Genomic DNA, 25416 nt, shown 5'->3' on the forward strand with positions numbered 1-25416 from the left:
TAAACCAACATAGGAGTAGTATCCATGGCTCAAATATCCACGCTGCAAAGCCTGATCGCCGGCCGCTGGCTGGGCGAAAGCGCCGCCGTGCCCCTGCACAGCGCCTTGAACAACCGCGTCATCTATCACACGCACGCGGAAAAGATCGATTTCGACGAAGCCGTCACCTATGCCCGCAAGACGGGCGTGCCGGGCCTGATGGCGCTGGACTTCCAGCAGCGCGCCGCGCGCCTGAAAGCGCTGGCGCTGTACCTGGTCGAACGCAAGGAAGAACTGTATGCGATCTCGCACCTGTCGGGCGCCACGCGCGCCGACAGCTGGGTCGATATCGAAGGCGGCACGGGCACCCTGTTCGCCTACGCCAGCATGGGCAGCAACGAGCTGCCGTCGTCGAACGTGCTGCACGAAGGCCCGGCCATCGCGCTCGGTAAAAAAGGTGGCTTCGCCGGCACGCACATCCTGGTGCCGCGCGGCGGCCTGGCCGTGCACATCAACGCCTTCAATTTCCCCATCTGGGGTCTGCTGGAAAAATTCGCCCCGAGTTTTCTCGCCGCCATGCCCTGCATCGCCAAGCCGGCCACGGCGACGAGCTACCTGACGCAGGCCGTCGTGCGCATGATGCACGAATCGGGCCTGCTGCCGGCCGGCAGCCTGCAGCTGGTGATCGGCTCCACGGGCGACTTGCTGGACCGCCTGAATGGCCAGGATTTCGTCACCTTCACGGGATCGGCCGCCACCGCCGCCAAGCTGCGCACGAATCCGAACCTGATCGCCCAGTCCGTGCCGTTCAATGGCGAAGCCGATTCGCTCAACTGCGCCATCCTGGCGCCGGACGTCACGCCCGACGACGTGGAGTTCGACCTGTTCGTCAAGGAAGTCGTGCGCGAGATGACGGGCAAGTCGGGCCAGAAGTGCACGGCCATCCGCCGCATCATCGTGCCCGGGCACCTGATGGACGCCGTCGGCACGCGGCTGCGCGAGCGCCTGGCCAAGGTGGTGGTGGGCGACCCGTCCATCGAAGGCGTGCGCATGGGCGCGCTGGCTTCGAAAGAGCAGCAGAACGACGTGGCCGAGCGTGTCGCCACCCTGTCGCAGGGCAATGAAGTGGTGTTCGGCGCAGCCGACGGCTTCAATCCCCTGGGCGATGGCGCGCAGGAGGGCAGCTTCTTTTCGCCGACCCTGCTGCTGTGCCGCGACGCCTTCGGCAACGATGCCGTGCATGACGTGGAAGCGTTCGGCCCCGTCAGCACCATGATGGGCTATACGGATATCGACGAGGCGCTGGCGCTGGCTGCGCGCGGCAAGGGCAGCCTGGTGAGCACCCTGGTGACGCGCGATCCGAAGATCGCCGCGCGCGTGGTGCCGCAAGTGGCGGCCACGCATGGCCGCGTGCATGTGCTCGAGCGCGTGGCGTCCGTCGATTCGACGGGCCATGGCTCGCCCCTGCCGCAACTGAAGCATGGCGGCCCTGGCCGCGCGGGCGGCGGCGAAGAGCTGGGCGGCGTGCGCGCCGTGCGCCACTACCTGCAACGCGCGGCGGTACAGGGTTCACCGACCATGCTGGCGGCCATCACCGGCGAATACGTGCGCGGCGCGGACGTCAATGAAAGCCCGATCCACCCGTTCCGCAAGCATTTCGAGGACCTGAAGACGGGCGACTCGCTGCTCACGCATCGCCGCACGGTCAGCGAAGCGGACATCGTGGCCTTCGGCGGCATCTCGGGCGACTTCTTCTACATGCACTTCGACGAGATCGCGGCCAAGGAATCGCAGTTCGGCAAGCGCATCGCCCATGGCTACTTCGTGCTGTCGGCCGCCGCCGGCCTGTTCGTCTCGCCCGGTGTCGGCCCCGTGCTGGCCAACTATGGCCTGGACAACCTGCGCTTCGTCGCGCCCGTCGCCATCGGCGACACCATCCGCGCGCGCCTGACCTGCAAGCGCAAGGTCGACCGCAACCGCAAGGACGTGTTTGGCGTGGGCCAGGGCGTCGTTGCATGGGACGTGCAGGTGACCAACCAGAACGAAGAACTGGTGGCCAGCTACGATATCCTGACGCTCGTCTCGAAGCGCGAGTAAGCGTCTCAGGCAGGACTGGTTTGACCGGCGCCGCCCGCGATATTCGCGCGGGCGGCGTTTTTTATGGGCGCCGCGCGATTCATGTAGGGCTCCGTTATTTTTGTCTTGAATTATCCATAAGTGTATGAAAAATAGGGATAAAGTGTGGTTTCACGCGGCGTGCTATTTAGAAAATCTCCTCTAGAATGCGTGCTTTTTCCTGCAAAAATGGCGAAATGGCTCATTGCCTCAGGAAAACTTTCCAAAGTAAAACCTTTTCTCTGTAGCATGGTTTGACTCACTGGTCACGCTGCCATGCACCCGATGCACGGCGTTGGCGGCGTGCAAAAAATGGACCCGGCCTGTCACGGCCGGTGAGCCTTCGACCGCGAGTCCACTCCACGATTAACGTTCTCCGCTACGGGTATTTGATTACTATGAATAAACACGTCCTGCTTTTGCTGCTGGCCATGCCCCTGGCCATCAGCCATGCCTACGCCGAAGATGCCGCCAGCGGCCCCACCGTCAAGATCAGCGGCTACGGCACGGCCGCGCTGACCATGGCCGATACGGACAGCGCGCAGTTTGCGCGTCCCAACCAGGCCAGCGGCGCGGGCCGCACCGCCCGCACGGGCGTCGATTCCAACCTGGGCCTGCAGGCCAGCGTCACCGTCAACCCGTGGCTGTCGGCCACCGCGCAAGGCCTGGCGCGCAAGGATGGCGAAGATGATTTCGGCGCCGAACTGGCCTGGGCCTTCGCCAAGGCCAAGGTGTCGGACAGCTTCAGCGTGCGCATTGGCCGCATGGGCCTGCCCGTCTTCATGATTTCCGATTACCGCAACGTGGGCTATGCCAACACCATGCTGCGTCCGCCCGGCGAGATGTATTCGCAGGTGCCGCTCAACAGCATCGACGGCATCGACGGCACGTATCAATTCAGCGCGGGCGACACCAGCGTGACGACGCAGCTGGCGCTGGGCAGCACCAAGGCGACCCTGGCGACGGGACCCGATTCGACCGTGCATGTCAAAGGCAAGTCCATCGTGGCCCTCAATGTGGTGGCCGAACATGGCCCGGTCACCGTGCGTTTCGGCCGCGCCGAGACCAAGCTGACCATCGACGATTCGCCGAGCCAGAATACCCTGATTGCCAGCCTGCGCGCGGCCGGTTCCGGCTACAAGTTCGCCCAGCTGGGCGCCCTGGCCGATGCGCTGGTGGTGAAGGAAAAGAAAGCGTCGTTTACGTCCGTCGGCCTGGGCCTGGACTGGAACAATGTGCTGCTGCAGTCCGAATATGCGAAGCGCAAGACCGACAGCTATGTCAGCGACAGCACCTCGTGGTACGTGATGGCCGCTTACCGCATCGGCGCTTTCCTGCCGTACTACAGCCACGCCAGCCTGAAGGCCGATGGACGCGTGAACAACACCGTGCCTGCCGCGTGCCCGCCAGGTTACCCGGCCGCCTGTACGCCGACCCTGCGCGCGCTGTCGGCCGGCGTCGACACCATGGCCAACACGCGCAACCAGCTGGAACAATCGACGGACAGCATCGGCGTGCGCTGGGATTTCCACCGCTCGGCCGCCTTGAAAGTGCAGATCGACCGCATCAAGCCGAAAAATGGCCAGGGCCTGTTCGTGCAAGCCAAGCCAGGCTTCCATGGCCCCGTCACGGTGGCTGCCGCCGCCATCGATTTCGTTTTCTAAGGAGCGCCGCATGAAACCAATGATTGTGAATGTGGCTGCCTTGCTGGCGCTGGCAATCGCCGTTCCCGCCATGGCCGAAGTGGTTGTGGTGGTCAATACGAAGAATGCCGCAGCTGCCATGACGAATGAACAGGTGGCCCAGTTCTTTCTCGGTAAATCGACGGCCATGACGCCGATCGACCAGCCGGAAAGCGCCCCCGTGCGCGCCGAGTTCTACAAGAAAGTGACGGACAAGGAACCGTCGCAGGCGAAGGCGCTGTGGTCCAAGCTGGTTTTCACGGGCAAGGCCACCTTGCCGAAGGAAGTGGCGAATAGCGCCGACGTGAAGAAGGCCGTCGCCGCCGATCCGAAAGCCATCGGCTATATCGAGAAAAGTGCCGTCGACGGCACGGTGAAAGTGGTGCTGACGACGCCATAAGGCCGTCATGGCGGCATGCGGCGACGCATGCCGTCTTTTGCACGAGATAACATCAGGAGACAGCAATGAGCATCAAACGCAAGATATGGGCGCTACCTGTCGTCTCGGCCGTCATTTTCGGACTGGGACTGGCGGTCAGCGCCTATCTGTCCACGGCCGCGCTCAATTCCATTCACTCCACCGAAAGCGTGGATTATCCGGTGCTCGACATGGCCAAGTCGCTGACCCTGGACGTAGCCGCCGTCGGCGACGCCTTGCGCGACGCCGTCAGCGAAGGCGACAAGGAGCGCATCGCCCAGGTCGATGGCCAGGCCGTCAAGCTGCGCGCGAAGTTCGACGCCTTTGCCGCGATTCCGGGCCAGCGCGAGCATGGGCAGCGGCTGGCCAGGGAATTCGATGCCTACTATGCACCGGCCCTGAGCGCGGCGCGCATCATGCTGGAAATGGAAGAGGGCGACCCGCAAGCCACCGTGGCGCGCATGCAGGGCGCGCTGGCTGCGCTCAATACGGACCTGGCGAAGACCAACGAGCAGGCGCAATCGCAGTTCAAGCAGGGCATCGAACGCAGCGCGGCCAATGTGCGCAATGCGCTCAATACCAGTATCGCCGTGGCGCTGATCGTCATCGTCTGCCTGGTGGCCGTCTCGCACTTCGTCGTGCGCGCCATCTGGCAGCAGCTGGGCGGCGAGCCCGAATACGCGCGCCAGATCGCGCGCGCCGTGGCCGACGGCGACCTCTCGATGGATATCGCCACCGAGGCGGGCGACCAGGCCAGCCTGCTGGCGGCCTTGAAGGACATGCGCGGCAAGCTGGGCGGCATGGTTTCCGACATCAAGGCGTCGGCCGAAACCATCCAGGTAGCCAGTGCTGAAATCGCGCAGGGCAATGCGGACCTGGCCGCGCGCACGGAATCGCAGGCGGGCAGCCTGGATCAGACGGCCCGCAGCATGGACAGTCTCACAAGCACCGTGCGCGACAACGCCGCCAACGCGGGCCAGGCGCATGCACTGGTGGTGTCGGCGTCCTCGGTGGCGGTCAAGGGCGGGCAAGTGGTCAGCCAGGTGGTGACCACCATGGGCGAGATCAACGATTCGTCGAAGCGCATCGTCGACATCATCGGCGTCATCGACAGCATCGCCTTCCAGACGAACATCCTGGCGCTGAATGCGGCCGTGGAAGCGGCGCGCGCGGGCGAACAGGGACGCGGCTTTGCTGTCGTGGCCTCCGAGGTGCGCAACCTGGCGCAGCGCAGCGCCGGCGCGGCGCGCGAAATCAAGCAGCTGATCGGCGACTCGGTGGCGAAGGTGAATGTCGGCTCGAAGCTGGTCGACGAGGCGGGGCTGACCATGGGCCAGATCGTCGATTCGGTGAAGAAGGTGGCCGATATCATGGCCGAGATCAGCGCCGCCAGCCAGGCGCAGAGCGCCGGCATCGGCGACATTGGCGTGGCCATCGGCAGCATGGACCAGATGACGCAGCAAAATTCCGCGCTGGTGGAGGAAGCATCGGCGGCGGCCGAATCGCTGCAGGAACAGGCCGTGCAACTGGGTACGGCGCTGGCCGTGTTCAAGCTGGCGCAAGTGAGCGCTGTGTCGGATTACGCGCAGGGCGCTAATCCGACCTACCTGACATTGCGGTGATGCCAGCTTGACCTGCCTGGCATGGCGTAGGTTGGATTAGCGCAGCGTAATCCAACACCTGGACTACGCCTGCAGGCCGAACGGATCGTCGATGCTGTGCGCCGGCTGCGTGAACCAGCGCGGACCATTCTCCGTCATGTAGAAATGGTCTTCGTGACGGATGCCGAATTCGCCGGGGATGCAGATCATCGGCTCGTTCGAGAAACACATGCCCACGTCCAGCGGCGTGGTGTCATTGCCGACCAGGTAAGGCCATTCGTGGATGTCGAGGCCGATGCCGTGGCCCGTGCGGTGCGGCAGGCCGGGCAGCTTGTAACCGGGGCCAAAGCCGTCGGCCTCCAGCGAGACGCGGGCGGCGCGGTCGACGTCGCCGCAGGGAACGCCCAGCCGGGCGGCGGCAAACGCTGCGGCCTGCGCCGCCTTTTCGCTATTCCACACGGAGCGTTGGCGCTCGCTGATGGTGCCGAACACATAGGTGCGCGTGATATCGGAGATGTAGTTCATCACCTGGCAACCCGTGTCGATCAACACGGTGTCGCCCGCCTTCAGGGTCTGCACGTAATTGACTCCATGCGGGTAGGCGGTGGCTTCGCCGAACAGCACGATGCAGAAGTAGGAGCGCGGCGCGCCTACCTTGCGGTGCGCGCGCTGGATGAATTCCTCCACTTCCACCGTCGTGATGCCTTCGTACAGCATGCTGGCCGTGGCCACGTGCACGGCCAGGGTCATGTCCATCACGCGCTGCATCAGGGCGATTTCCGCCTCTGACTTGCGGCTGCGGCAGTATGCCGTCACGGCGCGCGCGTTTTCCAGCGCGTAGCCGGCGGCCAGCGGCTTGATGCCGTCGTAGATGAAAAAGGCTGCGCTTTCGCAAATGCCCACGCGCGGCGGCCTGGCCACATCCTGCGCCACGCCCATGCGGGCCAGCACGTCGACGAACAGCTGGTACGGGCTTTCATGCTCTTCCCAGCAATTGACCTTACCCTCGATGAGCATGAAGCCCTTCAAGGTGCTTTCCTCGAAGGCGGGAGCGATGTATTCGATCTCGCCGCTGGCCGGCAGGATGGCGCCCACCATGCGTTCGCTGGCATACCATTTGGTGCCCGTGAAGTAGGTGAGGTTGGCGCCCGCGTTCAGATAGATCGCGGCGATGCCCTGTTCGCGCATATAGGCTTGCGCCTTGCCGATGCGTTGCGCGTGTTCGTCCTTGCCGATGGCGACCATGCCGCCTGTCATGTCCGACAACGATGCCAATGCCTGTTCGATGGAAGTGCCACCTATGCTCATGCCTGCTCCTTTGTGCGATGCGCGATGCTGAAAGCGAGCATGATATCAGTTCGGGGCTTTCGGCTTGAGCCCGGGCGCGCCGCCGGCGGCATCGGGCGGCGTCAGCACCAGGTCGTGCGGATAGGTGAATTGCCAGTCCGCGTAGCGCTGCTTGCGGCGCAGGCTGGCGTCTTCATCGAGGAAGTTGTCCTGCTTGACCGGCAGCTGCGGCGACAGCGAATGGATGCCGACGATGCGTCCCTCCTGCCGCAGCAGGCCCCATTCCGCCTTGCCGGTGACGGGGTCCGCATACAGGCGGCGCAGGTGCCGTCTGGCGTTGGCGAAGCGCGGATCCTTCAGCAATTCCTGCATGGTCAGCGGATAGCGGGGGCGTCCGTCATCGGGCGTGCTTTCATAGTAGCGTCCCAGCGCATTGCGGAATTCATGGCCGATGAACAGCAGTGCGCGTTCCTTGTCGCGCCGCGCGGCGGTGGCATGCAGTTCGCTGGCCAGCACCAGGCCCACGCCCATGAAGGCCACCAGCATCAGGGTCCAGATGTAGGCGAAGCCTGCTGCCCGCCGCCGCATTTTCCTAGAGCTGTTCAAAGGGGATGCCCTCGCGCGTCTTGCCCTTGGCGCCGCTGCGCACGTCGGCCACGCCGCTGATCTCGCCATTGGGCGAAGGGATCAATTGCCAGGTGGCGGCGGACTCCGTGACGGGGTCCAATGGCACGCTGCGGAAGTAATGGTGGGTCACGAGGTCGGCCAGCGCGGCCGGATACTCCCCCTTGTCGGCATAGTATTTATCCAGGCCGCTGCGGAGCACCTGCAGGTTTTCCTTCAGGGCGACTTCCTTCGACTTTTCCACCGAACCGAAGTAGCGGGGAATGGCGATCGTCAGCAGCAGCGAGATGATCGCCAGCACCACCAGCAGTTCGACCAGCGTGAAGCCGCGCAGGCGGCGCGGGGAGGGCAGGCGCATGGCAGTCACCATTCGTTGAGCGGCACGCCGTTCAGGCCCACCTTGGTCGAGCGCGAGGCGACGTCGAACACGTCCTCGCCTTCGCTGGGATTGTCGGGCGGCGAAGCGTAGGCGCGCTTGCTCCAGCTGTCGGCGGCGCTGCCGGCCTGGCCATCCGCGCCTGTTGCGTGAAACGGGTCGCGCGGCAGGCGGCGCAGGAAATAGATGTTCTGCTTGGACGGGCTGCGCTGGTCGGGCACGCCTTCGACCAGTTCATCGAGTTTTTTCGGATAGCCCGATCCTCCCAGCGACAGCTTGATGCGGCCGTTGTCGGACGCGCGCTTGTAAGCGTCGATGGCTTCGCGGATCTCGATCAGGGCCGAACGCAATTCGTGCTCCTTCGCCCGTTGCAGCGCCACCTGCGCCATCGGCACGGCCACCGTGGCCAGGGTCGCCATGATCGCCAGGGTGATCATCAGCTCGATGAAGGTAAAGCCACGCTGAAGACCATGCCGCTTCACTGGCCACCCTTGACGGTGGCGCTGGGCGTGGCGGCAGGCTTGTCGCCGGCAGGCGCTTCGTCGCCGCCCGTCATGGGCGAGACGGTGCGCGGCGCTGCCTGCTCGGGCGCGGCGACGGGTTCCGCGGCGCCGCCCACGCTGGCGCGGCCGCCCACGGCCGCCTCGGTGCCGGAATTGAATTCGGCCGTCATCAGGTCCGGCCTGCGGATGCTGCGCAGCAGGCGCGGCGTGATCGACAGCACGATCTCGCTGCGCATGGCATCGTCCTTCTGGCTGCCGAACAGGCGGTTCAGCACGGGCAGCTCGCCCACGCCGGGCACCTTGTTGGCCGTGCCCCGGTCCTCGTCGCTGATCAGCCCGGCCAGCACCTGCGTCTCGCCATCCTTCAGGCGCAGCACGGTCGACGCGCTGCGCGTGCCGATCTGGTAAGCCTGCGTGCCCGTCTTGCTGATCACTTCCTTGACGACGTTCGACACTTCCAGGTTGATCTTGATGGCCACTTCGTCGTCCAGGTAGACATTGGGTTCGACGTCGAGCTTCAGGCCCACGTCGATGTAATTGACGCTGTCGGAGCTGACGCCGTTATTCGTCGTGACGGTAATGACGGGCACGCGGTCGCCGATCAGGATCTTGGCCTTTTCCTTGTTGCGCACGCGGATGCGCGGATTGGCCAGGATATTGCTGTCGCTGTCGGTCTTGTTGGCATTCAGGGTAACGCCGCCGATGCCCAGGTTGATATTGTCGCCATTGATGCGGTGCAGGTCCGCCACCTTCAAGCCACCGAGTCCGCTGCCGACGCCGGCCAGTGTCAGGCTGGCCTGGTCTGGCCAGCGCACGCCCAGCTCCATCAGGCGCGTGCGTTTCACTTCCAGCACCTCCACCTCGAGCATTACTTCCGGGTCGGCCAGGTCCTGCACGTTGATGATGCGTTCGGCCATGCGCACCATTTCCGGTGTATCGCGCAGCATGATGATGCCCAGGCGTTCGTCGGTGACGACGTCCTTGGCCTTGAGCAGGGTCTTGATGGAAAACGCCACGGTCTTGACGTCGGCATTGGTGATGAAAAAGGTGCGCACCACCAGCTGCTGGTAGTCCTTCACCTTTTGCGGCGTGTTCGGGTAAATCGTGATCGACTTGTCGCTGGTGACGCTTTGCTCGAGCTGATTGGCCCCCAGCAGCATGGCGATGGCTTCCTCGATGCTGGTGTCGCGCACGGAAATGGTGGCGCGCAGGGCGGGGTCGACTTCCTTGTCGAAGACGAAATTCAGGCCCGAGACCTTGCTGATGAAGTCGAAGACGGAGCGCAGCGGCGCATCGCGGAACTCCAGGGTCACGGGTTTGCGGTAGGCCGCCGCCAGCTTGCCGCCGGCCGGCAGGCTTTTCGCCTGCGCCTCGCCGATGCGGGCTTTCAGCAGCAAGGCGTCGCGCTGGGCGGGACGCTCCTGCAGCACCTGGCGCAAGGTGTCCTGCGCCTGGGCGATATTCGCCTCGCCGCCGCGCTGGTAGCTGGCCTGCGCTTCCTGCACCAGCTTGCGGTGGCGCTCATCCTGCGCCACGCCGGCCAGGCCCCGCTGCGCCACGTCGTTGCTGGCGTCCAGCGCCAGCGCCTGGCGGTACAGCGCCTGCGCCTCGGGCAGGCTGCCTTGCTGGCGCAGCGCATCGGCGCGGCCGTTCAGGCTATTGAGCGCGCGCATCCTGCCATTCGTGACGGCGATGCGGTACTTGGCGTTGGTCGGTTCCGCCTGCGCCGCCTGCTCCAGCAGGGCCAGTCCCTGCTCCGTGCGGCCGGCGCCCAGCATGGCCTGGCCGTCGTTAAAAGCCTGGTTGCCGGCGCAGGCGGCCAGCAAGGACAGCAAGGGCAGCAAAGCAAGACTGCGTGGCATACGTGGCGCGCATCGTTTCAATTGAGGTCCCCTACGGCGAGTGTCTGTTTCTGGTTGAGCGGCAGATAGGTAAATTGCAGGGCGCCCTGCACCACGCCGTCGAAGCGGTAGCGCTCCTCGAGCATGTCGCCGGGCCGCGCCACCACATTGCGTTCGCCCGCCTGCAGGAAGTAGGCGGCCTTGCCTTCGTCGACAAAGCGCCCGAGGAACTGGAACGGCAAGGGCGGCGGCGCATTCGCATCGACGGTTGCCGCAGGCAGCGCAGCCTTGGCGGCCTGCTGGTCGAGCATGATCTTTTTCGGCGTCTCCGGCTGCCAGCTCTGCTTGGCAAACAGGGTGGCCGCCTCTTCATCGTCGAGCGCGCGGCGCGGATGGATGGCCAGCGCGGACGGGGGAGCGGGTGGCGCGGCCACGGCAAGCGCAGGCGCCGCCGGTACCCGCTCCACCTGGCGCGTGGTGGCGGTGGCCGGTCCGACGATGCTGCCTTCGTCTTCCGGCGCGAAGAAGGCGGCCAGCAAGGTCGCCACGGCTGCGCCGGCCAGCACGACTTTTTTCATGGCCGCACCTCCGGCTTTTTCACCAGCAGGATGAACTGTATGCGCGCCTCGATTTCTCCCGCTTCGATCTGTTCGCGCTTGAAGATCACGGAGTCGAGGGTCAAGGTAGGCAATTCCTGCAAGGCGTCGACGATGAAGGTTTGCAGCTGCATGTATTCGGCCTTCACGGGCAGCGTGATCTGGTAGCGCAGGAACGCCATGTTGCCGTCCTCCTGCGGCTTGTAGTCGGCCTTGGCGAGGGTCACGCCGCTCTTCTGCGCCACGGCCAGCAATTGCTGCAGCTGCTCGGGGATGCTGTCATGCGCGGGCAGGTAGGCATGGAAGGCGGCCAGGCTGTCGGCGTCGCCGTCCGTGCTGACGGGTGCCTGCGGCAGTGCCGCCTGCCTGGCGGCCGTCGCCAGCTGTGCCGCCAGCTGCTGCTGGCGCGCCGCCAGTGCGCCGCCTTGCTGCACGGCGAAGGCGGCCAGCGCCAGGCAGGCCGCGCCAATGGCGCTGGGCCAACCCAGCCTGCGCCCCAGGCGCGCCGCTTCCCATGCGAGACGCGGCGGCATGCGCAGTTGCAGGCGTGGACGAGCCAGCGGCGTATTGGCTTTGAATACGGGTTTTATTGCCGCCATTGCGCCTCCAGTTGAAAACGATACGGGTGTTCCGGCGCGTTGGCGTTCATTTCGTGCTTGAGCAGGTACACGGAGCTGAACATCGGCTGCTGGTTCAGGAAGGCCAGGTAATTGAGCATGTCCTGCGGCGTTTCCGCTTCGGCGGCGATCTTCAGGGCGCTGGCGCCATCCTGTCCCTGCTGCGCATTCAGGTCCAGACCCAGCAGGGCGATGCGCACGTCGCGTGGCGGCTGCACCGTCTTGATCAGGCGCGTGACGGGCAGGTTGAGCTGGCGCACGGCGGTGGCCACCAGTTTCAGTTCGATGTCGCGCTCGCGCTGCTGGCTGGCCGACAGCGGCGGGCGCACCGCGCGCGCGGGCTGCAGTTGCGCCAGTTGCGCTTCCAGGCGCCGCGTTTCCTGCGCCTGCACCAACCACAGCACGGTGGCCGGCAGCAGGACGGCGATGCCCGCCAGGCACAGCGCCAGACGCCAGCCGGAAAACGCCTGCGTCGCGCCAGGCGGCAGGAATTCGAGACGGCTCAGGCCCATGCCGCCTCCCGCATCAGGTGCGCGGCGCTGGCCACGGCGACGGGCTCGAAGCGTTCCGGCACGTTCGCCTGCGGCACGCCGCTCAAGTCGATCAGCGTCACGCGTTCGATGGCGTCGAGCTGCGGCGCGCGCAGGTTCCAGCGCCGCCACGCCCGTTCCAGTTCATCGCCCCAGGCCTCGGCGCAGGGCTGGCTGTGGATGGCGGCAATGCGCCCGCCGCTGCTGGTGGCCAGCAGCAGCCGTCCCGCCTCCACCAGGGCGAAGGCGGCCAGCTTGCCGCCGGCCGGCCTGGCGCTGGCGATGCTGCGCCAGGCCGGCCCGACGATCGGTTCGATCGACAGGCAGCGCCGGCCATGCGCGCCGGCCGCGTCCTGCACGCCCTGCAGCAGCGCGGCATCGATGCCGCAGGCCAGGCGCGGCTTGCCGTAAGGCGCATCGTCGGCCGCCAGGCGCCAGGCGCGCGCGCCGTCGCCATACACGGCGCCGAACTGGCTGTGCAGGAAACGCTGCGCGCTGGCCTGGGCCAGCAGGGCGCCGCTCCACGGCACCACCTGCATGGCGCACCAGCGGCTGGCCAGGCTGACGGCCAGCGGCAATTTTGCCTGGTCCTGTTCCAGCCAGCGGTTCAGGGCCGCCAGCGCCACTTCCCAGCTGGCGTCCGGGTTCACGATCGGCAGCTGGAAGGCGCTGTCCGGCAGCGGGCGGCCGGCCCGCCGCAGCACGCCATGCAGCCCGTGCGGCGCCAGGTGCAGACATACCGTGGCCCGGGTAACGCGTTCAATAAGTGACACGATTGAGCTCCGTCAGGGTGGTTTCGCCGCGCCGTACCAAGTCCATGCCCGCCTCGCGCGCCAGGCGGAAGCCGTTGCGCGCCGCCTCTTCCTTCATCTGGCTCAGAGGCGCGCGGGTGCAGATCATTTCGCGCATGGCGTCGCTGAGCATCAGCACTTCGGCGACGGCCTTGCGGCCCTTGTAGCCGGTGCCGCGGCAGTGGCCGCAGCCCTTGCCGGCCATGAACTGCCAGTCCTGCACGCGCTGGGCATCGAGGCCGCTGGCCTGCAGCAGGGACGTGTCGGCCAGCGTTTCCGCTGTCGCATCGACGGCGCAATGGGCGCAATTGAGGCGCAGCAGGCGCTGCGCCACGATGCCGTTCAGGGCCGCGGCAAAGCTGTAGGCGTCGACTCCCATATGCAGGAAGCGGCCCACCACGTCGAACACGTTATTCGCGTGCACGGTGGTAAACACCAAGTGGCCCGTGAGCGCCGCCTGCACGGCGATCTGCGCCGTCTCGTCGTCGCGGATCTCGCCGATCATGATCTTGTCGGGGTCGTGGCGCAGGATGGAGCGCAGGCCGCGCGCGAACGTCAGTCCCTTCTTTTCGTTGACGGGGATCTGCAGCACGCGCGGCAGACGGTACTCGACGGGGTCTTCGATGGTGACGATCTTGTCGCGCCCCGTATTGATTTCCGTGATGGCCGCATACAGGGTGGTGGTCTTGCCGGAACCGGTGGGGCCCGTCACCAGCAGCATGCCGTGCGGCTTGGCGGCCAGGCGGCGGATCTGCTCGATGGCGTCCTCGTTCAGGCCCAGGCTTTCCAGGCGCAGCGCCTGCGCCGCCTCCGTCAGCGCGCGCCGGTCGAGCAGGCGCAGCACGGCGTCCTCGCCAAAGATGTTGGGCATGATGGAGACGCGGAAATCGATCTCCGCGCCTTTCACGCGCACCTTGAAGCGGCCATCCTGCGGGATGCGCCGCTCGGCGATGTCGAGATCCGCCATCACCTTGATGCGCGAGATGATCTGCTCGGCCATCGCCAGTCCCTGCACCTGGCCCGCCTGCACCAGCACGCCGTCGACGCGGTACTTGATGACCAGGCTGGCCACGTCGCACTCGAGGTGAATGTCGCTGGCCTGGAATTTCAGGGCGTCGTAGATGGTGGAGTTCACCAGTTTCACCACCGGGCTGCTGTCTTCGCTGATGCGGATCAGCGAGATGTCCTCGATGCTCTGGTCGAGGCCCGGCACGTCGTCCCCATGCTGCATCTCCTGCATCGCCTGCTGCACGCTTTCCTGCTGCTGCAGGTAGGCGGCCAGGTCGTCCGGGTGGGCCAGCGCCACCGTGAAGGGCGTGCGCAGGGCAAAGTCGGCCCATTGCAGCAGGTCGTCGGCGAAAGGATTGCCGATGACGAGCACGGGCGATGCGCCGGAGGCGGGCGGCTGCATCAGCACGCAGTCGTGCTGGGCGCAATCCGTGTAGGGCAGCAGCGCAAAGGCGGGCAGGCCAGCCTGCAGCTCGGCCATCGTCCAGGCCGGGTAGCGGAACAGGGCGGCCAGCTGGCGCAGGAAGACTTCGGGCGGCAGGGCCGCCGTTTCCTGCAGCACGGCCATTTGCGGACGGCCCTGCGCCAGCGCGCTGGCGTGGGCCTGGCGCAGCATGGCCGCATCGAGCACGCTGCGTTCTTCGTCGCGCGCGTTCATGGCAAGCTCCTCATGGTAGACCCGTCACGATAAGCTCCCGGCCAGTTCAAAGATCGGCATGTACATCAGCACCACCACGCCGCCGATCACCACGCCGATGATGGTCATCAGCAGGGGCTCGAGCAGGCGCGAGGCCCAGTCCACCCAGCGGGCGAATTCCTCGTCGTGGAACTTGGCCGAGCGTTCCAGCATGTCGCCCAGGCGGCCCGTGTTTTCGCCCACCTTCAGCAGCGATTGCGCCACCGGCGTGGCCATGCTGGCCTCTTCCAGCGCGGTGGAAAACGGCATGCCTTCCTGCACCGCGCGGCGCGCCTGCGCCAGCTGCTCCTGCTGTGCCGGCAGCAGCATGGGCGCGACCATGGCCAGGGCCTTGTGCAGCGGGATGCCGGCGTGCAGCAGCAGGCTCAGGGCGCGGTAGAAGCGGGCCAGGCGAAATTCGGCGGCCTTGTCCGCCAGCACGGGCAGGCGCAAGAGGCGCAGCACCAGCGCCATGCGCATGGCGCGGTTGGCCACGCCGAACACCACGGCCGCCACGCTGGCGGCGAGCGCCGTGGCGCACAGCAGCGGATGGGCCGCCAGCGTCTGGCCAAAGCCCAGCAGCATCTGCGACATCCAGGGAATCTCGCGGCCCGAGCTTTCATACACGACGCTGAATTTCGGCACCACGTAGCCGAGCAGGAACAGCGTCACCAGGCCGCCGACGACGAGCAGCATGCACGGGTAGATGGCGGCCGAAATGAGCTTCTTGCGGATGGCGTCGAATTGCAGCTGATAGCCGACGAAGCGCGCCAGCGCTTCCGGCAGGTTGCCCGAGCGCTCGGCCGCGTGCACGGTGGCGATGTAAATGTCGGGGAAGATGTCGGGGAAGTCGGCCAGGGTGTCGGAAAAGCTCTTGCCCTGCTGCAGGGTGAGCACGATGGCGCCCAGGGTGGCCCTGGCGGCCGTGCGCGTTTCCTTGTTGTGCAGGGTGGCCATGGCTTCACCCAGGTTCAGGCCCGCTTCGAGCAGGGCCAGCAGTTCCTGGCTGAATTGCAGCAGGGGCAGGCCCTGCTTCCCAGGGCGGACCACGGCGCCTGCGTCTTGCGCGGCGCCGTCGTCCACGGCCAGCACGCGCCAGCCGCCGCGCACGGCCGCGCGGATCGCCTCGGCTTCGCTGGGCGCGTCGATGGCCAGCGCCTGGCTGCCGGCAGGGCCTTGCACCTGGAGGTGGAACTGCATGAGCGGGTCAGGCGAGCATGGCGTTGGACGCGAAAAGGGACAGGCTGGCGGGTGGCAAGGCGCGTGTGATCAAAGTAGGCATCGGTCAGGAACAATCAAAAAGAGTTCAATTCGTCGCGGGTACCGGCAGCAGGCAAGATGCAATTCGCTGCCTCAGGGTAGACTGGAATTGCAAGAAAATCAATCGTGTTCTGCGAATGGTGCGGGCAGGCAGTCCTTCTCGACTGCCTGCCCGCACGCTTAGCCGCTTACTGGGTAACCAGGCTGACCTTGTCGATCACGAACGAGGTTTGCAGCGATGCATCCTCGGTCGCGGCAAACGAGATCTGCACGGTCTGGCCTTTGTAGGCGATCAGGTCGAAGGTGCGGATCTGGTAGCCGGCCGCCTTGTTCACGTTCGAGTACGAGGCCAGGGTGCCCAGCACCGTGCCGGCGCTGTTTTTCACGGTCACCACCAGCTTGTCGTACACGGTATTGCCCGTTTCGGCCGTGTCGATATGCAGCGCGAAGGTCAGGCTGGCCGAGGTGGCGGCGGCAGGAATGGCCACGCTTTGCGTCAGCGATTCGCTGGCCGTCGCGCCATTGCCGCCGAGCCAGGCGTACTTCGTGCCTTCATACGCGGTTTGACCCGTGAAGGTGCCGATGGCGCCCGTGGTGCCGCTCCATCCCGTGGCGCCGGACTCGAAGCCGCCGTTCGTCACGCGTTCGGTGGCGCTGCTCGTGCCGACGGTGAGGGTGGCGTTGTTCGACGTAGCCGTCACGGCAGGCGAGGACGAATCCGTCACCGTGGCCTTGAAGACGGCGCCGTTGTCGGCCGCCACGGTCGTGAAGCTGTAGGCCGGCGACGTGGCGCCGCTGATCACGGCGCCGTTGCGGTACCACTTGTAGGTGTACGGCGCCGTGCCGCCACCCGCGCCGACGGCAAACGAAGCGGTGGCGCCCGGCGCGACCGTGATGCTGGCCGGCTGGCTGGTGATGGTCACCGCGCCGCCCGTCGTCGATTCATCGACGTCGGCGCCCACGTTGATGGCCGCGTACGCGCGCTTGACGGCCGTCGCCTCGGCGCTGCCCACGCCATACAGTTCCTCGGCTGCCAGCAGCACCTTGTTGCGCGCGTCGGCATAGTTGGTCGACGAGGTGAACTTGGTGGTCGCGGCCTTGAACCAGATGCGGTAGGCCTTGTCGCTGCCGATACCGGTCATGGCCAGCGGGCTCTTGTTAAGGTAGGAGCTGTAGTAGTCGCTGCTGGCGGTGGAGTTCGAGCCTTGCGACAGGAAGTAGAACATGCGGTTGTTCGGGCCGCTGCTGTAGTGGACGTCCAGGTTCTTGATGGTGCTGCTCCACGCATTCGGGCTGCTGCCATCCTTGCTCGGTTTGTACAGCCAACGCAGCGGCTGGCCATTCTTGGCGATCTCCTTGCCCGTCATCCAATCGTTGCCCGTGTTGGGGATGGTGGTGCCCGTGCCGCCGGCACGCGCATACGCTTCCACCATTTCACCGGCGATGTCCGAGCTCGATTCGTTCAAGCCGCCCGACTCCTGCGAGTAGATCAGGCCCGAGGTGGCGTCCGTGATGCCGTGGCCCATTTCATGGCCGATCACGTCGATGGAACCGAGGTTGTTGAACGAGCTGCCGCCGTCGCCGATGTACATGCACTTGCAGCTGCTGTCGTAGTAGGCGTTGTCGTAGGCCGTGTTGACGTGGGCGGCGATGTGGGTGGCCGTGTTGTTGCCGTCCAGGCTGGACCAGCCCAGCACATTCTTGTGCGTGTCGTAGGTGTTCATCAGGCCCCACATGGCGTTGACTGCCGCCGTCTGGCCGTTGGCGTTGGTGGTGCTGCCGCCATTGATGTATTGCTGGCCGTCGCCCCAGGTATTGCTGGTGCTGCTGTACACGCTGCCCGAAGTGGTGCCGTGGTTGGCGTTGGTGATGGCCATGCCGCCGAAGCTGCCACCGGTGCCGCGGCTGGGGTCCTTCATGGTGTAGGTGCTGCCGGTGAGCGTGGTATTGAGCGGCACCTGGCCGTTGTACTGGCTGTTGCCGATGCCGGCCACGGTTTTCAGGGCTTTCCACTGGCGCAGGATGCGGCCATCCTTGGCGCTGACGATGGTGTCGTAGTACACCGGCTTGCTGCCGCTGATCATGCGGGTTTGCACCAGGTAGGCCAGCTCGTAGTGGTCGACCACGTCCTGCACGTCGAGGGCATTGAGCGAGGCTTCCGATTTGTTTTCGGCGCCTGCCACGCGCACCGTTTTCATGACGGGGTAGATCAGCAGCTGTGCATGCGGCGGCACATGGTCGACGGCCGGCACGCCGATGCTTTTCACCGCGGCGGCGATGGCCGTTGCGGCGCTGACGGCGGGCGTGGTGTCGATGTCGGCGGTGGCGCTGCGGGTGACGGAATTGACGCCGCCGCTACCGAGGCCGGAGGCGCGGTCCGAGACCGATTCGCTGACGATGTCGCCGGCGTTATTGCTGACCACCACCGTTTCCGAACCAAACACGGGCAAGCCCTTGTAGGTGTGCTGCACGCGGCTGACGCGCGTGCCGCTGACGCCCGGATGCTGGGCGCCAACGACAAAGCCATGCTCGGTATTCAGGCCGCGGCTGCGCGCCTGTGCCGCCAGTTTGTTGACCAGGCTGGCCGTCTCTTGTGGCGACGCCAGGCTGACAGGGGCGGCCATCAGGGTCGGTGGCAGCGGGGTGGCGGCATGTGCCGTCGTGGTGGCCATCAGCGGCAGGGCGGCGATGGATGCGGCAACTATCGTCAAACGTAAATTCATTTCTGCTCCATGGTATCGGTTAGGAAAATAGTGAATGAGCTGGCCGCGATTGTCTGATGGCCACCCCGGCGTGCCGGACGACGGGCGGGTAGCCTGCCGCTTTTTTTATGGCGTTACCGCCGGGTAGGGCGACACTAAACTTGTCGATATCGCCATGTCAAAATTTTCAAGAAATGGGTCAAGCGGGCTTTTTTTGTTAAGAATTGAACATTTATCGGCGCGCTACTATAGGAAAGTTTGATCTGCCGCAAGCTGTAACTTTTGTTTTGGACTAGTCCCTCAAATGGCGCGTTCTGTTGGCAAAACACTGTTGCATTTTTTAAATGTTGCGATCTACACTAGGTATTCGCGCTGTCCGCTGTCGGGGCAAGGCGTAGATAAAAAAAGCGCACGCGGCAATGACCGCGTTCACATGGCGCAACGGGAAAAAATCGGGAGTTTCACATGACGTCAGTTCTGCCTTCTGCTAGCGGTTTCAGCCATTTCCCCTCTGGAGCGGCGTTGATGCTGCATCCGCCTTCCTAGCCGCCGCCCGCCTCTTTCCCGCAAGGGTACTCAGCGAAACCGGCCACGCCTCCAGGCGCGGCCGCTGGTGCAGTGCAGCCTTTTTTTCAGGAAGGGTTGCCGGCTCCTGGTGCGTGCACCGGAATGCCCGGCACATGAACTATGCTTTCGATAGCGACTAAAGTGGAACAGATCGTGATGGAGTCGGCGTTTCTCAGCGAGGGCCTGGGCCGCGGCTTGCTCAACCTCTCGGAGCTGGCGCGCCAGCTGCAGCCGCAATTGCAGACCGACTTGTGGAAACCGGTAGGCCAGGCCGCCGTGGTGATGGCGCTGCGCCGCCTGGCCGAACGCATGCCGCAGCAGAAAAGCGGCGAGATCGTGCTGGCGCACCGCGCGGGAGAACTGTCCACGCGCAGCGAATTGATGATTTTTACCTACCGTTACTCCGACCAGACGTATGACTGCCAGCGCCAGTTGCTGGCGCTGGCAGCGCCGCAGCGCGGCACCTTCATTACCGTGACGCGCGGCGTCAACGAGGTGATGGTGATCTGCAGCCGCTCGCTGCATGCGCTGGTGGACGAGGTCTTTGGCGGCGAGCAGGAACTGGCGCGCCTCGAGCGCGTGACGGCCGTGACCCTGCATCTGGCCCCCGAGACCTGCTATACGCCAGGCGTGTATCACGCCATCCTCAAGCGCCTGGCCTGGGAGCGCATCAACCTGATCAACATCATTTGCACCTACACCGAGCTGACCTTGCTGCTCGAAGCATCGCAGACGGGCGCCGCCTTCTCCGTCCTGTCGAAAATCGTCGCCCAATAAAAAACGCCCCGCTGCATCGCTGCTGCGGGGCGCTTGCCGGGGAAATCCCCGCTTATTTTTCCAGCTGCGTGCGCACGCGGGCGATCGCGGCGCGCACCTGGCGCGGCGCGGTGCCGCCCACGTGGTCGCGCGCGGCGACGGAGCCTTCCAGGGTCAGCACCTCGAACACGTCTTCGCCGGTCAGCGGAGAAAACGCGCGCAGCTGCTCCAGCGACAGGTCGGCCAGGTCGCAGCCCGCATCGACGCAGGCGCGCACGGCCAGGGCCACCGCTTCATGGGCATCGCGGAAAGGCAAGCCCTTCTTGACCAGGTAGTCGGCCAGGTCGGTCGCCGTGGCGTAGCCTTGCAGGGCGGCCGCGCGCATGGCTTCCGGCTTGACCGTGATGCCGCCGGCCATGTCGGCAAAGATGCGCAGGGTGTCGATGACGGTGTCGACGGTGTCGAACAGCGGTTCCTTGTCTTCCTGGTTGTCCTTGTTATAGGCCAGCGGCTGGCCTTTCATCAGGGTCAGCAGGCCGATCAGGTGGCCGTAGACGCGGCCGGTCTTGCCGCGCGCCAGTTCCGGCACGTCCGGGTTTTTCTTTTGCGGCATGATCGACGAGCCGGTGCAGAAGCGGTCGGCGATGTCGATGAAGCCGATGCGCGGGCTCATCCAGATCACCAGTTCCTCGGCCATGCGCGACACGTGCATCATCAGCACGGCGGAGGCGGCGCAGAATTCGATGGCGAAGTCGCGGTCCGAGACGGCGTCGAGCGAATTGTGGCAGACGTCGTCAAAGCCCAGCGTCTTGGCCACGCGCAGGCGGTCGATGGGGAAGGTGGTGCCGGCCAGTGCGGCGGCGCCCAGCGGCAGGCGGTTGACGCGCTTGCGGGTGTCGGCCATGCGCTCGGCATCGCGGCCGAACATTTCAACATAGGCCAGCATGTGGTGGCCGAAGGTGATCGGCTGCGCCACCTGCATGTGGGTAAAGCCCGGCATGATGGTGTCGGCATGCTGCTCGGCCAGGTCCGTCAGCGCGCCGCGCAGGGTGGCCAGCAGGGCGGTGATGTCGTCGATGGCGGAACGCACGTACAGGCGGATGTCGGTGGCCACCTGGTCGTTGCGCGAACGGCCCGTGTGCAGGCGCTTGCCCGCATCGCCTACCAGCTCGGTCAGGCGTTTTTCGATATTCAGGTGGACATCTTCCAGGTCCAGCAGCCATTCGAACTGGCCGGCGGCGATTTCCTGCGAAATTTGCGCCATGCCGCGCTGGATTTCAGCGTAGTCGGCCGGGCTGATGATGGCTTGCGCATGCAGCATTTCCGCATGGGCCAGCGAACCTTCGATATCGAACAGCGCCAGGCGCTTGTCAAAAAATACAGAAGCGGTATAGCGCTTGACGAGGTCCGAGACCGGTTCGGAAAACCGGGCCGACCAGGCTTCGCCCTTTTTGGAGAATTGATCAGTCATGAAAGAAGTCCTTTAGTGTAGGGCGATTATAAACAAGGTTGGCCTGCGGTAGGGCTTTTAGGGCCTTTCCCAGCGCGGAAATGGCCTGGAATGGGGCTTGCAAGCCTCAAACGGCGCGCCGGATGCCCGCCATGCGTTCCATCCGGCCTTTTTGTATTCTGTCCCGCAAATTGTGCGTTTGGTCGCAATCCGATGGCGGTTCAGGGACGATAAGCCTACAGTTCAATCATCGCAGGACCCAACCACCGACCCAAAGGAAAACATCATGAACATCGCTAAAAACATGGAAGCCATCTTCGTTGCCATCATCGCCATCGCTGCCGCCACCAGCCTGGCCACCGCCTCGGTGCCGAAGTTCCGCGCCGCGCCTGCGACCATCGTGGCCAGCGCCGACGCCGCCACCATGCACACGGTCTACGTCAGCGCCAAGCGCTTGAGCGCCGCAGAAAAAGCCGCCCTGTAAGCACGGCGATGCCATGCGGGCAGTATCGCCAACAGCAGTCGCAGCACCTCGTAGCATCCCATCACGGGCAATCGGAACGGGCGGCGCCCCCGGTTCTCTCCAGCCCTGGTGACGGCAGCAATACACAGTAACAGCAGACAGCAGACGGCAGACAGCAGTCACAGTCAGTCACAACGGCGGAACGCAAGCTTCCAGCCAGCCTATTCTTACCAGCTATTCTCATCATGAGCCACCGGCGGCGCGCCGACGGCAGTGGACCGCTACGCCCTAGCGCATTTCGCCCAGGGCCCAGCGCACTTCGCCAGCCACGTCGGGATCCGGATCGTTCAGCTGCCGTTGCAGCATGGGGATGCTCGCGGCAACCTGCAGGTCGCCCAGCGCATGCGCCACGCGGCGGCGGACCACGGCATCCTGGTCGCCGAGCATGGCGATCAGGGGCGACAGCCAGCGCGTCTCCCGCATGTCGCCCAGCGCACCGGCCGCCTCGGCGCGCACCGACGCCTCCGGATCTGCCAGCAGTGCCGCCACCGCGGGCGCCGTTTCGGGAAAGCGCATCTCGCCCAGGCCCCACACGGCAAGCCGTCGCACCACGGGGCGCGGATCGCGCAAGGCCAGCAGCAGGGGCGGTATCGCGGCGCGCTGGCGGAACGATGGACCTTCGGCCGCATGGCGCAGCGCGTAGTCGCCGGCGCGCATCGCGGCGGCCAGCTGGGTGAAATTGGGATTGTCCAGGGCTTGCAGCAAGGCGATCGGGTCCTGGTTCCTGGCGCCGGAGGCGGGCAGCAGGCTGTCCGGCCACAGCACATGTTCGCCGCGCAGCTGGAGGCTGGCGACCAGGCACACGAGCACCAGGCTGGCCAGCGTTCCGCTCCACCATTGGCGTCCCGTGACGCGGCCGCGCGGACGATGCGCTTCCAGTAGCGCCGCGATGCGGGCGCCCAGCATGGCGCCGCTGCTGGCGATGCGGTTGGCCAGGCGCCGTGCCGGCGTGGCGACGGTTCCCGAAGCGAAGGCCTGGCGCGAGACCGTGAGCAGGGTGTGGGCGTAGTGCGACGGCGTGGCGCCGGCTGCCAGCACGGCGTCGTCGGCCGCGCATTCCGTATCGTGTTCGAGCATGCGCAGCAGCGGATACATCAGCGGCTGCCACCAGTACAGGGCGAGCAGCACGCGCGCCAGCAGCAGCATGGGCCAGTCATGCGCGCGGAGATGCGCGAGTTCGTGGGCCAGCACCGCCTGCGGCGCGGCGTTGGCGGCGCTGTGCCGGTCCAGCACGATCACGGGATGCCGCCAGCCCCAGCTGTATGGCGAGGACGCCGTATCCGACAGCAGCAGGCGCGCGGGGCGGCGCAGCCGCAGCGACAGATGCAGGCTGTGCAAGGCCGCTTCCCAGGCCGGCGCTTCGAACCGCTGCGCGGCAGCGGCGGCCTGGCGCAAGCGCTGCAGGTTCAGCGCGAGGCGCAGCAGATGGCACAGCACGCCCAAGGCGTACACGGCAAGCAGCCAGCGTCCCAGCCGGGCGGCACGCTCGGGCATGGACACGGCATCCTCGACGGCGGGCAGTGCGGCGGTCGTCACGCTGGCCGGGATGACGAGCGGCGGATCGAGCAGGGCCGACACGGCCAGCGGCATGCGCAGCGGCAGTTGCGGAAGCGACAGCCAGAACAGCGGCAGCAACAGCAGCGCCACCAGGCCGCAGCGCGCGGCAAATACGCGGCGCGCCGCCGAGGCGCGATACAGCAGCCGCAGCGCCAGCAGCAACAGCACGACCGTCACGCTATGCTTCAGCAGAAGCTGCGCGAGGTCGGTTCCCGCCATCAGCGGCCTTCCTTGCGTGCCTTCGCGATCATCGCCTCGAGGTCATCGAGCTCTTTCGAACTCAGTTCGCCCGACATGCCGAGCAAGGCCGTTGCGGCGCTGGCCTTGGAATTGTTGAAGAAGGTGCCGACCAGTTTTTTCAGCGCGGACTCGCGCACCTTGGCCTGCGGCGCCACTGCGCTGTACAGATAGCGCTGGCCGTCGACGCGATGCTGGAGTATGCCCTTGGTTTCCAGCCGCGCCAGCATGGCGCGCACCGCCGAATTGCTCAGGTCGGGTTTCAGTTCTTCCTGGAGCTGCGCGGCGGTAGCCTCCTGCAGCCGGTAGACGCACTCGACGACCTGTCGTTCGCGCGGCGCCAGGTCTTCCAGCCCGCGCATCTCGGTTGCCGCAATGGCTGGCGCATTTTTTTTCATGGTTGTTTCAATGCCTGTTCTGCTTGCGAAAGATGCTGCCGGTAGCCGGCCATCGCCTGTGCGCGCGCGCCGTTGGCCTGCCCCAGTGCGAGCGCCCGTGCGAACTGGCGCCTCGCTGCCTCGGCAAGGCCGCCTGCCAGCAAGGCTTCGCCATGGCTGTCGGCGGCATTGTCGGACTGCGCGTATGTCTGGCTATTGTACGCCAGCACCAGCGTCGCCAAAGGCGGCCGCTTCGCCTTGAGCAGCAGGTCGAAACCGAGCGCATTGATGTCGGCTTCGCTCAATGTGCTGTTGCCGAGCGCTGCCGCGACCCGGCGCGCGGCAGCGTCCTGCTGGTGCTGTTCCAGCAGGGCCGCGCTCTGTTCCAGCTCACCCATCAGTGTCTGCTTTGCCTTCGCCCTGGCCTCGCGCGCCGCGTTTTGCGTGACCAGGGTCAGTACCTGGCCGATGGCGGCGACGACCAGTTCGGGTTCCTGCATCTGGATGCCGTGGCCGCTGTTCGGCGTGAAGACATGCGCGCCGCTTGAAAACTGGCTGAGGAAGGCAGCGTGTCGCTCGCGCTTGATCTTGACGACGCCGGGCGTCTCCTGGAAGAAGTCCGAGCCGGCGCGCGCCTGCACGGAGGTGAGCAGTACCGTCGGCACGTCGGGCAGCGCGGGCATGGCCGGCAGCGTGCCCGCATCGAGCAGCTTCTGGATCGTCTGCAGCTCGCCCTGCCATTTCGGCGGGATGCTCGACGCGAGCAGGCGCCGGTCTTGCTGCAGGCGTACCGGGTCGATGCCTTTGAGTACGCCCTCGAGGCCTTCATCCGCCGGGTCGACGAAGACCAGGCCGGCAACCCGCTGCGGATGGGTGGCTGCGAAGTAGCGGATCAGGAAGGCGCCGTACGAGTGGCCCACAAGGATCAGCGGCCCGTCCACCTTGCGCTGGCTCAGCACTTCAGCCAGTTCGGCCGCGCTCTGTTCCATGCCGAGCGGCTGCGCGCGCGCCGGCGACTTGCCATAGCCTGCGCGCGAGTAGACCAGCACCGCCGCCTTCTTCGCGATGTCCGGCACTACCTTGCGCCACACCGACTGGTCGCTGGCGAAGCCCGCCTCGAAGACGACCGTATAGGGGCCTTCGCCCGCCTGCGCCACCTGCAACTGGTGCTGGCCCACGTTGACCATGCCGTCAAAATCGGCGGCCGCCGCCGTTGCCGTGAAGGCTGCCGCGGACAGCAGGCCGGCCAGTTTCCACTTCCATGCGCACGAAAACATATTTTTCCTTGTCGAGTGTGTTTGCTACAAATGTAGCATGCCACATTTGTAGCACCCCCGCAAGAA

Annotated in this window: 22 protein-coding genes; 6 read left to right on the plus strand and 16 right to left on the minus strand. The window is 65.6% G+C overall.

The genetic code is table 11. The features are described from left to right. Positions 1-24 precede the first annotated feature (24 nt). The 4 genes from paaZ (at position 25) to YQ44_RS01975 (ending at position 5816) form a co-directional block, all read left to right on the plus strand. A complete protein-coding gene (gene paaZ, locus YQ44_RS01960; RefSeq protein ID WP_071321941.1) occupies positions 25-2076 on the plus strand; it encodes a phenylacetic acid degradation bifunctional protein PaaZ in 2052 nt (683 codons plus the stop codon). A 416-nt stretch (positions 2077-2492) separates the two neighbouring features. After that, positions 2493-3758 carry a hypothetical protein gene (locus YQ44_RS01965; RefSeq protein WP_071321942.1) on the plus strand — a complete coding sequence of 422 codons (1266 nt, stop codon included), beginning with the start codon at positions 2493-2495 and terminating at the stop codon, positions 3756-3758. A 10-nt stretch (positions 3759-3768) separates the two neighbouring features. After that, the gene (locus YQ44_RS01970) at positions 3769-4176 is read left to right on the plus strand and encodes a hypothetical protein (RefSeq protein WP_071321943.1); all 408 of its coding nucleotides are present in this window, start codon (positions 3769-3771) and stop codon (positions 4174-4176) included. Between the two features lie 65 nt (positions 4177-4241). Continuing rightward, entirely contained in the window at positions 4242-5816 is a 1575-nt protein-coding gene (locus YQ44_RS01975; protein WP_071321944.1) for a methyl-accepting chemotaxis protein, read from the plus strand. 63 nt (positions 5817-5879) lie between these two features. On the opposite strand, the gene YQ44_RS01980 is transcribed toward YQ44_RS01975, so the two are convergent. The 12 genes from YQ44_RS01980 to YQ44_RS02035 form a co-directional block, all read right to left on the minus strand. Continuing rightward, complete coding sequence (locus YQ44_RS01980; RefSeq protein WP_071321945.1) at positions 5880-7103, minus strand: M24 family metallopeptidase; 1224 nt, start codon at positions 7101-7103, stop codon at positions 5880-5882. Between the two features lie 45 nt (positions 7104-7148). After that, positions 7149-7670 carry a type II secretion system protein gene (locus YQ44_RS01985; RefSeq protein WP_071321946.1) on the minus strand — a complete coding sequence of 174 codons (522 nt, stop codon included), beginning with the start codon at positions 7668-7670 and terminating at the stop codon, positions 7149-7151. A 4-nt stretch (positions 7671-7674) separates the two neighbouring features. Further along, positions 7675-8064: a type IV pilin protein gene (locus YQ44_RS01990; RefSeq protein ID WP_083412091.1), complete on the minus strand. Its 390-nt coding sequence runs from the start codon at positions 8062-8064 to the stop codon at positions 7675-7677. Positions 8065-8069: 5 nt separating this feature from the next. Continuing rightward, positions 8070-8519: a type IV pilin protein gene (locus YQ44_RS01995; RefSeq protein ID WP_083411595.1), complete on the minus strand. Its 450-nt coding sequence runs from the start codon at positions 8517-8519 to the stop codon at positions 8070-8072. Between the two features lie 41 nt (positions 8520-8560). After that, positions 8561-10447, minus strand: coding sequence for a secretin and TonB N-terminal domain-containing protein (locus tag YQ44_RS02000; protein WP_071321949.1), 1887 nt, complete (start codon positions 10445-10447; stop codon positions 8561-8563). A gap of 17 nt (positions 10448-10464) precedes the next feature. Further along, entirely contained in the window at positions 10465-11004 is a 540-nt protein-coding gene (locus YQ44_RS02005; RefSeq protein WP_071321950.1) for a hypothetical protein, read from the minus strand. Next, complete coding sequence (gene pilO / locus YQ44_RS02010; protein WP_071321951.1) at positions 11001-11621, minus strand: type 4a pilus biogenesis protein PilO; 621 nt, start codon at positions 11619-11621, stop codon at positions 11001-11003. Before pilO ends, YQ44_RS02005 begins: the two co-directional genes overlap by 4 nt. Then, positions 11609-12151, minus strand: a complete 543-nt coding sequence (locus tag YQ44_RS02015; RefSeq protein ID WP_071321952.1) for a hypothetical protein — start codon at positions 12149-12151, stop codon at positions 11609-11611. The genes pilO and YQ44_RS02015 overlap by 13 nt, the downstream gene beginning before the upstream one ends. After that, a complete protein-coding gene (locus tag YQ44_RS02020) occupies positions 12142-12942 on the minus strand; it encodes a hypothetical protein (protein ID WP_156894663.1) in 801 nt (266 codons plus the stop codon). The genes YQ44_RS02015 and YQ44_RS02020 overlap by 10 nt, the downstream gene beginning before the upstream one ends. Further along, complete coding sequence (locus YQ44_RS02025) at positions 12929-14626, minus strand: GspE/PulE family protein (RefSeq protein WP_071321954.1); 1698 nt, start codon at positions 14624-14626, stop codon at positions 12929-12931. The genes YQ44_RS02020 and YQ44_RS02025 overlap by 14 nt, the downstream gene beginning before the upstream one ends. Before the next feature lie 24 nt (positions 14627-14650). After that, positions 14651-15844, minus strand: a complete 1194-nt coding sequence (locus tag YQ44_RS02030) for a type II secretion system F family protein (RefSeq protein WP_071321955.1) — start codon at positions 15842-15844, stop codon at positions 14651-14653. Between the two features lie 248 nt (positions 15845-16092). Further along, positions 16093-18627, minus strand: coding sequence for a M4 family metallopeptidase (locus YQ44_RS02035; protein ID WP_071321956.1), 2535 nt, complete (start codon positions 18625-18627; stop codon positions 16093-16095). Positions 18628-19314: 687 nt separating this feature from the next. Here YQ44_RS02035 and YQ44_RS02040 point away from each other — a divergent pair. Next, positions 19315-19950 carry a hypothetical protein gene (locus YQ44_RS02040; RefSeq protein WP_232251032.1) on the plus strand — a complete coding sequence of 212 codons (636 nt, stop codon included), beginning with the start codon at positions 19315-19317 and terminating at the stop codon, positions 19948-19950. A 52-nt stretch (positions 19951-20002) separates the two neighbouring features. Here the strand turns inward: YQ44_RS02040 and argH are convergent, their stop codons facing one another. Further along, positions 20003-21400: an argininosuccinate lyase gene (gene argH, locus YQ44_RS02045; RefSeq protein WP_071321958.1), complete on the minus strand. Its 1398-nt coding sequence runs from the start codon at positions 21398-21400 to the stop codon at positions 20003-20005. Positions 21401-21665: 265 nt separating this feature from the next. Here argH and YQ44_RS02050 point away from each other — a divergent pair, with 265 nt between their 5' ends. Then, positions 21666-21863, plus strand: coding sequence for a hypothetical protein (locus YQ44_RS02050; protein WP_071321959.1), 198 nt, complete (start codon positions 21666-21668; stop codon positions 21861-21863). A gap of 267 nt (positions 21864-22130) precedes the next feature. On the opposite strand, the gene YQ44_RS02055 is transcribed toward YQ44_RS02050, so the two are convergent. Genes YQ44_RS02055 through YQ44_RS02065 form a run of 3 tightly spaced genes read right to left on the minus strand, consistent with a single transcriptional unit; the run spans position 22131 to position 25350 of the window. Continuing rightward, positions 22131-23678, minus strand: a complete 1548-nt coding sequence (locus YQ44_RS02055; protein ID WP_071321960.1) for a M56 family metallopeptidase — start codon at positions 23676-23678, stop codon at positions 22131-22133. After that, a complete protein-coding gene (locus YQ44_RS02060) occupies positions 23678-24094 on the minus strand; it encodes a BlaI/MecI/CopY family transcriptional regulator (protein WP_083411596.1) in 417 nt (138 codons plus the stop codon). Before YQ44_RS02060 ends, YQ44_RS02055 begins: the two co-directional genes overlap by 1 nt. Further along, a complete protein-coding gene (locus tag YQ44_RS02065) occupies positions 24091-25350 on the minus strand; it encodes an alpha/beta fold hydrolase (RefSeq protein ID WP_071321961.1) in 1260 nt (419 codons plus the stop codon). The genes YQ44_RS02060 and YQ44_RS02065 overlap by 4 nt, the downstream gene beginning before the upstream one ends. Positions 25351-25416: the final 66 nt, after the last annotated feature.

The organism is Janthinobacterium sp. 1_2014MBL_MicDiv, assembly GCF_001865675.1.
Lineage (GTDB): Bacteria > Pseudomonadota > Gammaproteobacteria > Burkholderiales > Burkholderiaceae_D > Janthinobacterium.

Coding starts and splice junctions, on each gene's coding strand:
- paaZ (WP_071321941.1), top strand. CDS start 25: ATGGCTCAAATATCCACGCTGCAAAGCCTGATCGCCGGCCGCTGGCTG.
- YQ44_RS01965 (WP_071321942.1), top strand. CDS start 2,493: ATGAATAAACACGTCCTGCTTTTGCTGCTGGCCATGCCCCTGGCCATC.
- YQ44_RS01970 (WP_071321943.1), top strand. CDS start 3,769: ATGAAACCAATGATTGTGAATGTGGCTGCCTTGCTGGCGCTGGCAATC.
- YQ44_RS01975 (WP_071321944.1), top strand. CDS start 4,242: ATGAGCATCAAACGCAAGATATGGGCGCTACCTGTCGTCTCGGCCGTC.
- YQ44_RS01980 (WP_071321945.1), bottom strand. CDS start 7,103: ATGAGCATAGGTGGCACTTCCATCGAACAGGCATTGGCATCGTTGTCG.
- YQ44_RS01985 (WP_071321946.1), bottom strand. CDS start 7,670: ATGCGGCGGCGGGCAGCAGGCTTCGCCTACATCTGGACCCTGATGCTG.
- YQ44_RS01990 (WP_083412091.1), bottom strand. CDS start 8,064: ATGCGCCTGCCCTCCCCGCGCCGCCTGCGCGGCTTCACGCTGGTCGAA.
- YQ44_RS01995 (WP_083411595.1), bottom strand. CDS start 8,519: ATGATCACCCTGGCGATCATGGCGACCCTGGCCACGGTGGCCGTGCCG.
- YQ44_RS02000 (WP_071321949.1), bottom strand. CDS start 10,447: ATGCCACGCAGTCTTGCTTTGCTGCCCTTGCTGTCCTTGCTGGCCGCC.
- YQ44_RS02005 (WP_071321950.1), bottom strand. CDS start 11,004: ATGAAAAAAGTCGTGCTGGCCGGCGCAGCCGTGGCGACCTTGCTGGCC.
- pilO (WP_071321951.1), bottom strand. CDS start 11,621: ATGGCGGCAATAAAACCCGTATTCAAAGCCAATACGCCGCTGGCTCGT.
- YQ44_RS02015 (WP_071321952.1), bottom strand. CDS start 12,151: ATGGGCCTGAGCCGTCTCGAATTCCTGCCGCCTGGCGCGACGCAGGCG.
- YQ44_RS02025 (WP_071321954.1), bottom strand. CDS start 14,626: ATGAACGCGCGCGACGAAGAACGCAGCGTGCTCGATGCGGCCATGCTG.
- YQ44_RS02030 (WP_071321955.1), bottom strand. CDS start 15,844: ATGCAGTTCCACCTCCAGGTGCAAGGCCCTGCCGGCAGCCAGGCGCTG.
- YQ44_RS02035 (WP_071321956.1), bottom strand. CDS start 18,627: ATGAATTTACGTTTGACGATAGTTGCCGCATCCATCGCCGCCCTGCCG.
- argH (WP_071321958.1), bottom strand. CDS start 21,400: ATGACTGATCAATTCTCCAAAAAGGGCGAAGCCTGGTCGGCCCGGTTT.
- YQ44_RS02050 (WP_071321959.1), top strand. CDS start 21,666: ATGAACATCGCTAAAAACATGGAAGCCATCTTCGTTGCCATCATCGCC.
- YQ44_RS02055 (WP_071321960.1), bottom strand. CDS start 23,678: ATGGCGGGAACCGACCTCGCGCAGCTTCTGCTGAAGCATAGCGTGACG.
- YQ44_RS02060 (WP_083411596.1), bottom strand. CDS start 24,094: ATGAAAAAAAATGCGCCAGCCATTGCGGCAACCGAGATGCGCGGGCTG.
- YQ44_RS02065 (WP_071321961.1), bottom strand. CDS start 25,350: ATGTTTTCGTGCGCATGGAAGTGGAAACTGGCCGGCCTGCTGTCCGCG.